The organism is Laceyella tengchongensis, assembly GCF_900182735.1.
Classification (GTDB): Bacteria; Bacillota; Bacilli; order Thermoactinomycetales; family Thermoactinomycetaceae; genus Laceyella; species Laceyella tengchongensis.
In genome coordinates, this window is the sequence record NZ_FXTU01000001.1 from 309,831 (window position 1) to 324,335 (window position 14,505).

Annotated in this window: 13 protein-coding genes; 6 read left to right on the forward strand and 7 right to left on the reverse strand. The window is 49.4% G+C overall.

Going from position 1 to position 14,505, the window contains the following annotated elements:
* Window positions 1-32: 32 nt before the first annotated feature.
* The 5 genes from QQZ12_RS01495 to QQZ12_RS01515 all read right to left on the reverse strand — a co-directional run bounded on the left by QQZ12_RS01495 (window position 33) and on the right by QQZ12_RS01515 (window position 5,869).
* Window positions 33-995 (reverse strand): cation diffusion facilitator family transporter, encoded by a 963-nt coding sequence (locus tag QQZ12_RS01495; protein WP_102991691.1) that lies wholly within the window; start codon window positions 993-995, stop codon window positions 33-35.
* A gap of 14 nt (window positions 996-1,009) precedes the next feature.
* Entirely contained in the window at window positions 1,010-1,318 is a 309-nt protein-coding gene (locus QQZ12_RS01500) for an ArsR/SmtB family transcription factor (protein ID WP_102991692.1), read from the reverse strand.
* 152 nt (window positions 1,319-1,470) lie between these two features.
* Window positions 1,471-3,768 carry a glycoside hydrolase gene (locus QQZ12_RS01505; protein ID WP_284723861.1) on the reverse strand — a complete coding sequence of 766 codons (2,298 nt, stop codon included), beginning with the start codon at window positions 3,766-3,768 and terminating at the stop codon, window positions 1,471-1,473.
* A 63-nt stretch (window positions 3,769-3,831) separates the two neighbouring features.
* Complete coding sequence (locus QQZ12_RS01510) at window positions 3,832-5,229, reverse strand: sensor histidine kinase (RefSeq protein WP_102991694.1); 1,398 nt, start codon at window positions 5,227-5,229, stop codon at window positions 3,832-3,834.
* Window positions 5,222-5,869, reverse strand: coding sequence for a response regulator transcription factor (locus QQZ12_RS01515; RefSeq protein WP_102991695.1), 648 nt, complete (start codon window positions 5,867-5,869; stop codon window positions 5,222-5,224). Before QQZ12_RS01515 ends, QQZ12_RS01510 begins: the two co-directional genes overlap by 8 nt.
* A gap of 235 nt (window positions 5,870-6,104) precedes the next feature.
* Here QQZ12_RS01515 and QQZ12_RS01520 point away from each other — a divergent pair, with 235 nt between their 5' ends.
* From QQZ12_RS01520 to QQZ12_RS01535, 4 genes are all read left to right on the forward strand, one after another.
* Window positions 6,105-6,725: an RraA family protein gene (locus QQZ12_RS01520; RefSeq protein WP_102991696.1), complete on the forward strand. Its 621-nt coding sequence runs from the start codon at window positions 6,105-6,107 to the stop codon at window positions 6,723-6,725.
* 252 nt (window positions 6,726-6,977) lie between these two features.
* Window positions 6,978-8,336: an MDR family MFS transporter gene (locus QQZ12_RS01525; RefSeq protein WP_102991697.1), complete on the forward strand. Its 1,359-nt coding sequence runs from the start codon at window positions 6,978-6,980 to the stop codon at window positions 8,334-8,336.
* A gap of 154 nt (window positions 8,337-8,490) precedes the next feature.
* Entirely contained in the window at window positions 8,491-8,931 is a 441-nt protein-coding gene (locus tag QQZ12_RS01530; protein ID WP_102991698.1) for a MarR family winged helix-turn-helix transcriptional regulator, read from the forward strand.
* Window positions 8,932-9,036: 105 nt separating this feature from the next.
* Window positions 9,037-10,650 (forward strand): MDR family MFS transporter, encoded by a 1,614-nt coding sequence (locus tag QQZ12_RS01535; RefSeq protein WP_154986290.1) that lies wholly within the window; start codon window positions 9,037-9,039, stop codon window positions 10,648-10,650.
* A gap of 54 nt (window positions 10,651-10,704) precedes the next feature.
* Here QQZ12_RS01535 and floT read toward each other — a convergent pair whose 3' ends face one another.
* Window positions 10,705-12,213, reverse strand: a complete 1,509-nt coding sequence (gene floT / locus QQZ12_RS01540; RefSeq protein ID WP_102991700.1) for a flotillin lipid rafts scaffold protein FloT — start codon at window positions 12,211-12,213, stop codon at window positions 10,705-10,707.
* 23 nt (window positions 12,214-12,236) lie between these two features.
* Window positions 12,237-12,737: an NfeD family membrane protein gene (locus tag QQZ12_RS01545; RefSeq protein WP_102991701.1), complete on the reverse strand. Its 501-nt coding sequence runs from the start codon at window positions 12,735-12,737 to the stop codon at window positions 12,237-12,239.
* Window positions 12,738-12,950: 213 nt separating this feature from the next.
* Between QQZ12_RS01545 and QQZ12_RS01550 the strand changes: the two genes are divergently transcribed.
* Together QQZ12_RS01550 and QQZ12_RS01555 are read left to right on the forward strand one after the other, a co-directional pair.
* Window positions 12,951-13,490: a superoxide dismutase family protein gene (locus QQZ12_RS01550; protein ID WP_223248038.1), complete on the forward strand. Its 540-nt coding sequence runs from the start codon at window positions 12,951-12,953 to the stop codon at window positions 13,488-13,490.
* A gap of 158 nt (window positions 13,491-13,648) precedes the next feature.
* Window positions 13,649-14,416: a dioxygenase family protein gene (locus QQZ12_RS01555; protein ID WP_284723862.1), complete on the forward strand. Its 768-nt coding sequence runs from the start codon at window positions 13,649-13,651 to the stop codon at window positions 14,414-14,416.
* Window positions 14,417-14,505: the final 89 nt, after the last annotated feature.

Sequence of the window (14,505 nt, forward strand, 5' to 3'; positions counted from 1 at the left end):
TAAAGGAAAGTGGGCTTGTTGGCGCGAAGCAGTCAGGTGCTCGCGCGTTGTCCGCAAACGTCATGTTGGCACGCTTGGTGGAAGTCGGAAGTTTCTACTTGGATGGTGGTGTGTCGGATGAGGAAATGCGTTTCGATTTGTTGGATGGCTTGCCGCAAAACGGCTTGACTGTCGGCGGTGTCTTGGATGAGCAGATGGCAAGACAGGGAATCAAAGCCGGAAGTGATAGTCCAGATGTGCAAATCATGGACATTGACCACTCCGGGAATGCGCATCAAGATCTCTTCTACTTTTTTGCGATCTACGGTGATGGGCGTGCCTTCCATCAGGATGTGCACAGAGTGGGCGATCACACCCCAGGCTCCTTTCAAAATTAAGACGGCCACCACCGCGCTAATCAGCGGATCGGCCATATACCAAGAAAAGTAGTGCATCAACAAGCCGGCGAGGATGGCTCCGACCGAGCCCAAGGCATCGCCGAGTACGTGGAGGTAAGCGCTGCGCACGTTGACATTGCCCTCCGTGTCTCCCTTCATTAAGGCCCAGGCGCTCAGCAAGTTAGCGATCAAACCGACGGCGGCGATAGCCATCATGGAGCCACTGGCCACGCGCGGAGGCTCCAGCAGGCGGTGGAATGCTTCCCACATGATCACTCCGGCAATGGCAAACAGTGATAGGCCGTTGAAGAGGGCGGCCAAAATTTCAAAGCGGTAATAGCCGTATGTTTTGCGGGCGGAAGGAGGGCGAACGGCGAACCACATGGCGGCAAGACTGAGGGCGAGTGAGCCGGCGTCGCTCAACATGTGCCCTGAATCGGACAAGAGAGCCAAGCTGTTGGTCCACAGTCCGCCAACAAACTCCAACAGCATGATGCCGGCTGTAATGGCCAAGGCGATGGTCAGCCCTTTTCGATTGGCATTGCGGGTGTGGGTATGACCGTGATCGTGCCCGTGGGCATGGTGATGATGGTGGTGATGGTGGTGATGGTGGTGCATCGGCCATCTCTCCTTTATAAATGTTCAACATGGCTAATCGTTTGCCGCAACAGGTCAACCACATGCTCATCGTCACAACTGTAGAAAATGATGCGTCCTTCGCGGCGTGTTTTGACCAAGCGCAAGGAACGCAAGAAGCTGAGTTGATGGGAGATGGCTGAGTGGGAAAGACCTAACACTTCGGCGATGTGGCTGACGGAGCACTCCTCTTCGGACAGTAGATGCAAGATCCGGATGCGAGTGGGATCTGCAAGCGCTTTAAAGATCATGACAGCGTCTTCCACCGATCGTGCTGCCAGCGTCTTATGCTCCTCTTTTTTCATGATGCACACTCCTTCATCTCCTATATTTTAATATATGAGCATATGTTCATATATGATTGTAATGGTCGGTATAAACAAGATCAAGAGAAAAAACGGTTGCATTGCCATGTGAAAACCCCCATGATCGACATGGACCATGGGGGTGAAGATTATCAGTTGTCAAATTGGGCGGCGTTGAAGATTTGTTTTTGTGTTCCGGTGTAAATCACTGCCGATTTGGCAGGGATGGTTTCACCCTGATAAGAGTAGGCATGGGTGGAAAAATTGGCGATGACTCGCATGTCCTTGCCGAAGCGAGTTTCTTGTACGAGACGGTCCGGGCTCAATGTGTTGAAAGAGGTCAACTCGCGTTGCACGGCTTCTCGGTGAAAGGGAGACCACACTTTGATGAAGGCGCTAATCAGCTCTTTGTCTTTCTGCCAAGATCGTTCATCCACATGATAAAGGGGCGGGACATTGTAGAGTAGTTCCTTTAACATGCGGTCAGAGACTTCTCCTTTAATCTTCAGGCTTCCCCATTCCCAATGGTGCGTCGTGATCACGGAGTCGTTGTATACCAACTTATACAGTGGAATGGAGTAGACGGGATCAAGGTAGATGTGTTGATAACGTTCCTTGATGGGAACGGATTTGCCGAACCGATCGGGGGTTCCGCCTTGCTGAGACCAATATGCGCCGATATAATACGGGCTTTGTTTGTGTTGGCGCATATCTTTGTCACTCCAGGCGATCACGGGTGTTTCGATTCCATGCGCGAAGGCGATGACCCGGCTGGCGAAGTCGTTTCCACCTTCCGAACCAACCACCATGTGATAGCGTGTGGCGATGACATTCATCCGCTTCAATCTTGCCTGTAGATCTTGCGCTTGTGTGGTGAGATGTTCGGGTGTGTAATCATCATATATCTCACCAGTGGCGTCACAATCCACAAACCAAGAGTTGAAGGTGATGCCGTTTTTGAGGATGTCACGGACGCGTTGGTTTACGGCGGGCAGGGAGAGGGTGGGGTTCAACTTGCGACCCCGGCCAAGGAACCCTTTCACTTTTTGACCGTTTACATCCGTGATGGTAGCTCGCTCATACAGAGTGGGGTCTTTGAAACTGGCTGTGTTCCAATCCATGTTCTGCTCTTTATGAATCGAATGGTAAGAATCGTAAGGGCCAATTAGATAACCTGTTTTATTGGCGGTGTTCACGGCAACCGGATTCATGAGCCCGTCAGCCCAGTTGGGCAGCCCGATCCATGCCCGGTTCAGCCCCGAGCGGGACATCTCACGAATGAGATTAGAAATGCCTTCCCCCCATGTCTGGACATCTGTCACACTTTCCCCCAAAGCGCTTTTTAGCAAGTGCTTGTTTAACGTATACAGCTCTTGCTCGCTTAACTTGTCGATCCCTTTGGACAAAAGGGCGCGGGCCTCTTTATCGGGATGTGGGAAGTGTTTGGGTTCGTATAATGTCTTCAGTTTCAGGGCGGTGTTTAACGCTCTCACGATGACTTGCTTTTGGTAACGATCCCAAGCCCCTGGGGTATGACTTTTTATAACTTGGGCCAGTTCTTGTCCGCTGTCAGAAGCGTTAGCATTCAACACTTCCACCATCCGGCCGAAGGTGGGGCCTTTCAAGAGCGGATCGAGTTTCTGCCAGCGCAAATCGGAGTCGGTCAGTATCCCATCGTTCCACAGATAGATGTGGGGAGCGCCAAATAGCTTCGCCACGTTGCGGTTTTCTTTTGCTTTTTGGGCAAGGCTTTTGAACTCGCCAAGTTCCTGAATGTGCCGGCGATAGATTTTGGCGATTTGAGTCGGGTCTTGATCTGTCAGATATAGGCGGAAACCATACGTCTTTTTCTTGTTGATGGTCGGAAACTCATGTGAAAAATGAAGTTCTAGGTTCGGGTTGTTTTGGAACGTCACTTGATCGTTGAAAATGTCATCAGCGATGAACACAACGGCATGTCGGTTTAGATTGGCCGCCAAAAACCGCATGGAGAAATCTTCGCTGAAGTGATAGGTTTCGCCACCGAGGTACGCCTGCCAATGGGGGTCTCGGCTGGGAATTTGTTTCCCTTCCCACAAAGGGAGGGTGTAGCTTTTCCCGCTCAACACGGGCCATTCAAATTTTGACGCGCCGGTTGATTGAATGCGTACATCTAAATAAGTCTTTTGCTTGGTCAGATTTACGCGGATTTTTTGATCAGGGTATTCCCAAGATGCCTGCGTCTGGTTCTGTTCAAACCGGGTAACGCGCATCGGGGTGAGTGGCTTGGACACTTTTTCTTTCACGCCGTTCCGGGTGAGTGTGATGTCAAAGGTTTCAGGCTGAACCTGAAATGTAAAATCGTAATCATGTACCTCTGTTTTTGGATTGATCGTGTCAACGCTCTGGCATCCGCTGAGCAGGGCTGTAACCAGCGCACCACTCAGACATGCGGAAATCAACTTTTTCATTTCAGCACCTCCTGCCAGACCACTTTAAGCGGTGAATGTTACATCAGTTTGACATTCGCCGGATCAATTTTGGTCAGTGAGAGGCACCAGGGTCATGCCGATTGTAAACGTGATCCAACCACCGTGTTGCTTGACGTTGTAGCTATAGCCATGGCGTTCCAAGATGGTTTTCACTACTGCTAGGCCGAGACCGGATCCGGAGCGTCCTTTGTCCCTTGCTTCGTCTAAGACGAAAAACGGTTTCCAAATGTGGTTCAAGTGTTTCGTTTCCCGTGCCAGACCATTGGTAATATGCAGGAAAAGGTGCTGTTCTCCGGCAGACCAGTGAATCTTAATCTGTCCGTTATCCGTGTATTTTGTTGCGTTGCGAAGCAAGTTGTGAAAAACCATTTTCAATTTTTCCGGGTCGGCCCGAATTTGCCATTGGTCCGGCTGAGGCGGCTCAGCATAACGGCAGGTGATTTTCTCTGTTTCGAAGATGACCCGATGCTGAGCCAGGCAGGATTCCCATAGCGCCACCGGGTGACAAAGGGTCAAGTGAAGCGGGTCTTGCTCCAACTTCGCATAGCTTAATAACTGATCGATTAAGCTGGACATCCGTTCGGCCTGGGAAATGATCGTGTCAAGATAGGTGCCGTCATCCAGATCATCTTTGATGCCCATGGAGTAGGCTTGGATCAAAGCCAAGGGGGTCTTCAATTCATGCGTCACATCCGCTGTCAGGCGCTTCAAGTCTTGGTTTTTCTGGGTCAACTCCTGATGCGCCTGTTGTAGCTTCTGGCTCATCTGATTGATGGAGCGGGCTAACTCTTCGACTTCATCGTTGGTTTGAATGGCCACTTGTTGGAATTTCAGGTCCGCGATCTCCTGCGCTGCCCGTTTAAGCTGATCCAACGGCTTGGTGATGCGCCGAGAGAAGGCCCACACCCAAATCAACGCGATGACAAGCGCCAAGGTGAACAACAACCCGTTGAATTGATTTACCATCTGAATGATTTCATTCATGTGGGCCAAGGAAATGCCGATCAAGATGATGTCATTTCCTTTTGTTATATATCGCACATAAAAGCTGGATTTTTGCTTCATTTGGTCATAAATTTTGTTGACGGAGTGTCTTGAATCAAGTTGCCTGATCACTTCGGCCGTGATCCAAAACCGATTGAGGGAAACTCCCTGCCGTGCGAGCAAGTGGGACGCATATTCATTTAATGCGTCAAGTGACTGTGATCGGGGAACGACGACGATGGCCACGTCACTTTGTTGGTTGAGCGATTCGATTTTGCGGGGCAGATTTTCTGTGGACGTATCTGCTAGTTCTTGCGAGATTTGCAATAATCGTTGTTTGGTCTGATGTAGGTAATAGGGACGAAGGAAGAAATGGGAGACCAGCAACAAGCACACCAGCAAACTTAAGATGACCGCTGACACGCTGATGGCGATCTTTGCACCCAGCTTATTCATTTGCCGTTTCCCAACTATATCCCAAGCCGCGATGTGTTTTGATCCAGCCTGCTCCGATCTTTTCGCGGATACGGCGGATGTGCGTGTCTACGGTTCGCTCTTCCCCGATGTAATCAAGTCCCCACACCGTGTCCAGCAGTTGCTTGCGCCCGAAGATTTGTCCCGGATGGGTGGCCAAGCATTTTACCAGTTCAAATTCGGTTTTGGTCGCCATCACGTCAACCCCGTCGCGGTAAATTTTATTTGCCCCCAAATCGATCATGAGCGCTCCATAGCATAATCGCTGATCGGCGCCGAGAAGCCGTTTGGCCCTAGCCAACAAGATGCGTGGATCAAAGGGTTTGCGAAGGTAATCATCCGCCCCCGCTTCCAAGGCTAACAGTTCATCTTCCACTTCACTCTTGGCGGTCAACAGCAGCACTTTGGTTTCCCTGATTTTTTTCATTTCCTGGCACACCTGAATTCCAGTGCCGTTGGGCATCATCCAATCCAGAATGGCCAGGTCGATCGGCTTGCCATAAAACAGGTTCATGGCGGTCTCGCCGTCTCCCGCTGTCATCACCTCAAATCCTTCTTTTTCAAAATAAGCCTTTAAAATCAATTGCATCGGCTTTTCGTCATCCGCTATCAACACTCGCATGGTTTCATTCCTTTGCTGAAAAATATTTCATATATACATAGACCAGTTTGCAAATAGGGTACGTATCGTAGTCTACCGCAAATTGACACCTTGATCGGTGAATTTTCTTTTGACATCAATAAAGTCATACCAGGCGAAATAAAATATATTTTCTGAAAAAAATGTTATAATAGGGAAACGGTTTCGGTTGTGATCAACCGACTTCTCATTATGAGCTAGACTAGGAGGAAGCGAGATGGAGCCGATCGTCAACCAATTCAAAGAAATTCCCACCACTTGCATCTCCGATGCGATGAAAGGGATGAACAGCCTTGATCCTGCCATCAAGCCGCTGCAAGAGAAGTATAAGATCGCAGGCCGGGCGTATACGGTCAATCTGCCGGCGAACGACAACTTGGCCGTTCTGAAGGCGATCAAAGAGGCAAAGCCTGGGGATATTGTGGTCATTGATGCCAAAGGCTACGTGAATAATGCCATAGCCGGTGATTTTGTGGTGGGCATGGCCCAAACGATGGGATTGGGCGGGCTGGTTGTGGATGGTGTCATTCGGGATTCGGTCGACATCAAGGCGTTGGGGTTCCCCGTCTTTTGTCGGGGGACGACTGTGGCCGCCAGCGGCAAAGCGGGGGCGGGACAAACGGGTGTGCCCATTTCCTGCGGAGGGGCTCCGATCCATCCGGGGGACATGATCGTGGGTGACGCGGATGGGGTGATCGTGATTCCGCGCGCGTTAGAAGAGGAGGTATTGCAAAAAGCGTTAGACAAATTGGCAAAAGATGAAGAGCGTGCACGTTCTGTATTGGGAAACCCCGATGCGGTCATCCGCTACATCGACCGCATGCTGGATTCAAAATGAACCGAAAAGAACATCCAATCCCCTGGCGGTTGGGTGTTCTTTTCAGTTTATTGACACCAAAGGAATGGATTGGAATACAGGACAATAGAAGAGTTTTGGACGAAGTGCGGATTTTTCGCTGTGAGAAAAGGGGGAAAAAGTTTCTCTGTCATCGAATTTTATTTTACTGTTCACAAATAATGAAAAAATCATCGGCGAAATTTTTTATTGAAACTTTAAAATTGAAATAGGGGCTGCGGGGTGATATTTGTAATGATTGAAACGAAATCATACCCATCGCGCGCAGACAGATATTTACAAAAACACTTGCATCCGCTTGTTATCTTTCTCCTTTTTGGAACGGCGCTCATCCGCGTTGCCGCTTTTATGAGTTTGCCGTTTTTAGCCTTTTACTTGACGTCGACATTCCATTTTAACTCCTTTCAAACAGGGGTTGTCATCGGTATGTCCGGCCTTGGAGGGGCGATCGGGGGGATCATCGGCGGAGGATTGTCCGATCTGTTCGGGCGTAGGCGTATATTAAACTTGACCATGATCGGTTGGACAAGCATTTTTTTCATGTATTTGTTTGCGTCGGAGTATGTGCATTTTATTGTGTTGAGTTTTTTGCATGGATTGTTTCGGTCATTTTTTGACCCGATTTCTCAAGCATGTATGTCAGATTTGACGTCAGAAGAAAAGCGGTTGCAGGTATTTAGTTACCGTTATGTGGCTCTGAATGTGGGAATGGTGACGGGTCCCATGCTGGGGGCGTATTTGTTTCACTGGCTCGGCATTCAGACCTTTGCCGTTGCGGGAGCCATTTTTGCCTTATATAGCGTGATGCTTCGTTCTCGGCTTTCCCGCTACCGTCACCGGTTGAACAAGCCTCCGACCAAACGGCGGGCGCATTTGGTCAACTGCCTGCGGGTTATCACCCGAGATCGGGCATTGGGTTATTATATCTTGGGGGGCATGTTGTTTTTTATGGTTTACGCCCAGATGGAATCCAATTTGCCCATCTACTTGTCCAATGAAATTCCGGACGGTAGCAAGATTTATCCCATCTTGCTTGTGATTAACGCGGGCCTGGTGATTTTAGTGCAACGGCTGATTTCCAAATGGGCAGAGAAGAAACATCCGCTCAGTAGCATCGTGTTGGGCTCTTGTTTGTATACGTTGGGCTTTTACTGTTTTTCAGTGAATGAAAATCCACTCATGTTTATAGTAGGCATGTCGCTTCTCACCTTTGGCGAGATGTTTATCTTTCCCGTCACCAACCAACTGACGGATCAATTGGCAGATGAGAAATACCGCGGCGCTTATTATGGGGCGGCCAATTTCGCACAGCTTGGTTTGTGCGTGGGCCCGATTCTTGGCGGGTGGCTCTTGAAACGGTTCGATGGCTTGACCATGTGGAACATCACCGCGGTCATTTCCATCCTGATCTTGTGGTTTTACGCCATGGGTTATCGGAAATATACTTTCAGGCGGCAGGTGGCGGTGGTGGACATCGTCTATCGGGTGTTATTGGATCTCAAATTAGTGTTTGTTGTCAAAGTGGTTCTCAAATTGATTCCATTCGCCGTTTTCTCTGGGATCATCTGGCATCTATTGCAAAAATCCCCCTAATCGATGAGCACTCCCCGTGCTGGCTTTTGCCGCGCGGGGTTTTTCTGTGTGGAGAGAAGTTATTTTCTTGACAAAAAGGTTAACTGACATTAATATTTAGGTTTGTGTTATATTCATGTCATATAATTAATTGTGCGGTTTAATATTTGGGGTGATGATCATTCAAAATATGGACTCCTACATCAACCGATTGTTCCGTGCAATCATGCTGGCGATGGAGCAGATGAAGCCTGGGTTGAAAAAGAGCTTGGAAGAGGAAGGAGTAACTTCAACCCAATTTTACATTTTGCTCTATCTGCTGAAGAATGGGGGAAGCAAAGTGTCCGACTTGGCCAAGTGGATGGAGGTGAAACCCAGTGCGGTGACGACGATTATCGACCGGCTAGTACACCATGGGTTTGTCTCACGGGAACATGACGAGGCGGATCGCAGAATTGTCCGCCTTCGTTTGACCGAGGGTGGAAAGGAACGATTGGAAGGGATCAAGAGCAAGCGTTTAAACATTCTCAAAGAGCAGTTGACGCATCTGTCCGAGGCCGAGATTCGGATGCTTACGGACTTGTGTGAAAAAATCGCGGGCATTACGCCTGAATAGAAAGGAGTTCGCAAGAGGAAGAACAGAACAAGATGTTTTTTCTCATCCGCGAACGATTAGAAATCATCGCTTGTTAAAATTATATATTTGAAATGAGGTACTCATATGGCAGAAATTTCTCAGCAACAAGCCACGATTGAGTCGCCGCAATCGAAAGAGACTAACCGCGGTTGGTTGATTGCGGGACTGATCATCGCCATGCTGTTTGCAGCATTGGAAGGCACGATTGTGGGAACGGCGATGCCGCGGATCGTCGGAGATCTGGGCGGACTGAGCTTGATGACCTGGCTGACCACCGCTTATATGCTGACATCGACCACGGTTGTGCCCATCACCGGTAAATTGGCGGATTTGATGGGGAGAAAAGCGATTTATGTCACCGGTTTGGTGGTATTTATGATCGGCTCCGCTTTGTGCGGACTGGCGCAGGATATGACGCAGCTGATTGTTTTTCGTGCGTTCCAAGGCCTTGGCGGCGGTATCATGATGCCCATGGCCATGATTATCATCGGGGATCTATTTGTCGGTAAAGAACGCGCCAAATGGCAGGGTGTTTTTGGCGCGCTGTATGGGATTTCTTCCGTGATCGGGCCGCAAGTGGGCGGTTGGATTGTGGATTATTGGGATTGGCATTGGGTGTTTTATATTAATTTGCCTGTCGGCATTGTGGCGACAATCTTGATCGCCAAGGGTTTGAAATCGCATAAGGCAACTGGCCCAGTCAAGATCGATGTGGGCGGTATCTTCACCATGGTGATCGGGGTAGTCAGCTTGTTGTTGGCTCTGACGCTGGGTGGAGTCGATTACGATTGGGATTCTTGGCAAATTCTAGGGATGTTCGCTGTGGCGTTTGTTTCCCTCAGTGCATTTGTGATGATCGAAACAAAAGTAGAAGAGCCAATCTTGCCGATGCACTTGTTTAAAAACAAGCTTTTCACCTTGCTCAACGGCATCGGCTTTTTCATGAGCGTGGGCATGTTTGGGGCCATCATGTTTGTTCCGTTATTCATGCAAGGCGTGGTGGGTGTGAGCGCGACCGAATCAGGAACGATCATGACACCCATGATGATTACGATGATTGTGTCCAGCATTATTGGCGGCCGCATTGTTTATAAAATCGGCGTCAAGGCGCAGATCGTCGCGGGCATGATTATCATCGCCATAGGCTTTGGTTTCATGACGACCATGACCGAAACTACCACTCAGCTGGTGGCCACTTTGTACATGATGGTGGTGGGATTGGGGATGGGTCTAGTCATGCCAACCATTACCCTGGCGTTGCAAGAGAGCTTTCCCAAAAACCAGTTGGGGGTAGTCACCTCGTCTAGCCAGTTTTTCCGTCAGATTGGCGGCACCTTTGGCATGACGGTGTTGGGGGCGATTATGAACCATCACTCTACTAAAACTCTGAGTGACCAGTTGTTGCCCCATTTGGAGAAGTTGCCGGCGGAGGCAAACCAGTTGACGGCTCACTTCAAAAAGATGGTGGAGACGGACCCGCAAGGGTTGTACTCTGGCTTGTTAAACCCTGACATGTTGCGGCAAATGCCGGCGCAGGTGGCAGACATGATCGTCCCCATTCTTAAGGACGCCCTTGTCTCTTCTCTTCATCAAGTGTTTTTGTATGGATTGATCTTTGTTGTGGTAGGAGCTGTGTTCACACTGTTTTTAAAACGAATCCGCTTAAGTGAGCAACGGGAAGACAAACAAGCCGCTTAAGCCGAACAATAGATGAAAAAACTCCAGGCACTGTAGCGTGCCTGGAGTTTTTTGTTATTCTTTCTCTGTTAATTTCGCAGTCGGTTCCGCCGATTTGACCGGAATATGGTTGGTTTGGGTCAACCCTTGGATGATTTGATTCAAGTCGATGCCGGAGACGCTTTTTAGCATTTCCGGAGTTTGCGCCATCAAATTGGTGACATAATTGCTCACTTTGGCGGCACCTTGGCCGTTTTCGCCAGAAGCGTCAACCACGGTCAACTTATCGATGTTGCTCAGCGGTTGAGCGACTTGTTTAGCTAGTTCAGGCAGCATTTTGGCGATGAGATCAAGCACAGCGGCTTGCCCGTAACTTTCAAACGCTTCCGCCAGCTTTTGTTTGGCTTCTGCTTCTGCCAACCCTTTGGCACGGATGACTTCTGCTTGGGCAATCCCTTCCAATTTCTCTACTTCCGCTTTAGCCAATCCTTTGGCTTTGACTGCTTCCGCTTCGGCATTCCCTTTGGCCTTGATCGTAGAGGCTTCTGCTAGGGCGCGGGCTTCCTGTTCAAAGCGGAGAGCCTTGGCTTCCTGTTCTTTGGCGTAGCGGTCGGCGTCTGCTTTTTTGCGTACTTCGGCATCGTATTGTTTTTCACGGCGTGTAATTTCTTTTTCTTCCAATTCGATCATTTTTTGCTTTTTGACCAGTTCGATTTCCATCTGTTCGCGAACCACTTGTTGTTTAAAACGGTTCTCTTGCAAATGGTAAGCTTGGTCTGCTTCCGCCCGTTTCATATCCTGTTCGATTTTAAATTCGGAGATGCGCAGTTCTTTGTTCTTTTGCGCTTCAGCGATGTTGGTTTCAGAAATGAGGGAAGCTTTGGTTCCTTCTTCACGCGCTTTGGCGGTTTGGATTTCTGTGTCGCGGATGGCGTTGGCTTCGGCGATGTCGGCGTCGCGGCGCACCATGGCGATGCGGGGCCGGCCGAGTGCTTCGAGGTAGCCGTTTTTGTCGCGCACGTCTTTGATGGTGAACGACACGATCTGCAAGCCCATTTTCTTCAGGTCGCGTGCGGCGACGGTTTGCACTTCTTGGGCGAATTTCTCCCGGTTTTTGTACACTTCTTCTACTGTCATCGTGCCAAGAATGGCGCGCAGATGCCCTTCCAGCACTTCACGGGCTTCGTCGTTCAATACGTCATCACTTTTGCCCATGAACTGCTCAGCTGCTGTCGCCACATCTTCCAAAGCCCCGCCGATCTTGATGATGGCGACGCCGTCCACCATGATCGGCACGCCTTGTTCGGTGTAGACTTCAGGGGTGGAAACAGTCAACTTATGGGACAGTAGGCTCAATTTTTCGGCCCGTTGGAAGATGGGAACGATAAAAGCGCCACCGCCGCGAATGATTTTGATTTTCTTGTTAGCGTCATCGGTCAATACATTTTTGCTTCCCAACATGCTTCCGGTGACAATCATGGCTTCATCTGCGCCTACGGTTTTGTAACGGGCCCAAAAGGCTATCCCAAGAAAAACCAATGCAGCGAATACGACCAAAATAATTTCGAATGTTGCCAAATGCATCAATCTCCTTTCAATTTCGATAGCTAGCGTGAAGATACATATAAAACTTGGTCTTTCACGTCGATGACGATTACGGTGGAACCCATGGGAATTTCTGTTTGCTCGTAGCTTGCGGCAATTTGATTGGTTTGGCCAGCGGCGGTAAGAATCATGACTTCTCCAAAACCATGGCTGGGAATTGTGACTGTCACTTCTCCTTTTTTACCCCGCAAATCGGCCAAGCGAAACCCAGTGGAATTTTCCGCAAATTTACTTGGCCGCACAATACCGATGTACAAGAGAATGGAGGAAATCACGGCTAAGATAAGCGCCCCGGCTAGACTGGCAATGCTGGAGAGTGAGGTGGCTTGGCTTAGAATTAATCCAGCTCCGCCGAACACGGTGATCGCCCCAATCAGGGTGACCGGATGAATAGCTGGGATGCCGATGTCGACATCCATGAGGCCGTCTCCAATCAAAAGCATGACAATGGCGAACAGGAATCCGCCGGCTAGGCACCCCCAAAAAATGATGTGCAGATCCATGCGGCGCCTCCTTTGTAGCTTCTCTTTTTATTATACGAAAATGAGAAATGACGTGGCTTGTCAATTTTAGAAATATTATTTTATAGAAAATAATCTTGGTAAAATGCCTGGACAGCTGCTTTGCAGTGGGTCGATTTCCCATCGCCCGCTTGACACGTGATCAATGTTGTTAAAATAATGAATAAATGGAAAAGTTGAGGGGAGTTGGGAAGTTTGTATTTCAAATGGGGATGTCTCGTTTGGGCTTGTTTAGCCGTGACGGGTTGTGCCAGCAATGCACCCGTTAGCGATAACCAGACGTCTGTCACTGTCAACCTGTTGAATTCGCAAGGGGTTAAGATCGGCACCGCGGTGTTAACAGAAGAGAAGGCCGGAGAAGGGGTGAAAATCCAGCTCAAGGCGAGCAAGCTTTCACCAGGGCCACATGGTTTCCACATCCATGAAACGGGTCAATGCACGGCGCCTGATTTCAAATCGGCGGGCGGACATTTTAATCCTCATCACAAAGCGCATGGAAAGTTGAACTCCAACGGTGCCCATGCCGGCGATTTGGATAATATCGTCGCTGATGCAAATGGCAATGCGCACAGCGAGCAAGTGGCGAAGGGAGTCACCCTGGCCAAAGGCCAACCGCATTCGTTGTTTAAAAGCGGGGGTACGTCCTTGGTTATCCATGAAGGACAAGATGATTTGAAAACAGACCCTGCGGGGGATTCCGGAAAACGGGTTGCCTGTGGCGCTATCCAGTCATGATTGGGTCGATCGGGAGAATCCTTTTGCTCATCTCTGTTTCGTTTTGGGCATAATAGAGGGAAGCTGAGAAGCGCTCTTTCTTGACGTAGACGATTTATTTATATAAAGTAACTAACATAAAGTAATTTAAAACTCATCGTACGTTCGGAGGGGTTTTCATGCTTCCCGCCTTATTTTTGGCGCATGGATCGCCGATGTTGGCTATCGAACAGACAGATTACACGCAGTTTCTTGAGCGACTCGGCCAAACGCTCAAACCGAAAGCGATTGTCATTTTTTCAGCGCATTGGGAGAGTGAAGTGCAAAGCATTTCCTTCACTGATGGCGTGTATGAAACGATTCACGATTTTTATGGTTTTCCAGAAGAGCTATACGCCCTTCGCTACCCGGCCAAAGGGTCGGTGCAGTTAGCTGAGCGATTGGCTGAGATGTTTACGGATGGTGGGATCGAGGTTCGTAAAGATCGCTCACGGGGATTGGATCATGGTTCATGGACGCTGTTGCATCGCATGTACCCCCAAGCCGATATACCAGTGATCCAGCTTTCTGTCAATTCTTTTTTGCCTCCTGAGACTCAGTTTAATATAGGGGCATGCTTGCGCGGAATCGGAGCCGAAGGGATCTTGGTTATCGGAAGCGGTGTGACAGTCCATAATTTGCGGGCGCTCAAGTGGGAACAGACCACCCCTGAGCCTTGGGCTGTCGCCTTTGACGATTGGCTAGTGGAAAAGGTGCGAACCAAGGATTGGGACAACTTGTTTCGTTACGCAGAGTTGGCCCCTTATGCCGACATGGCTGTCCCCACACCAGAACACTTTGTCCCGCTTTTCATCACCATGGGTAGCGGAAGTCCGCAGGCGGAAGCTAAAGTGCTACACCGTAGTTATGACTTGGGAACATTGAGCTATTTGTGTTTGCAATTCTAGGGAGCATCACCTCATTACCAAGGAAGCCCCTAGGACTGTCTGGCAAAACAAGTGGGCGCGTGCTTCATCAGACGTGAAATAAATGGAAA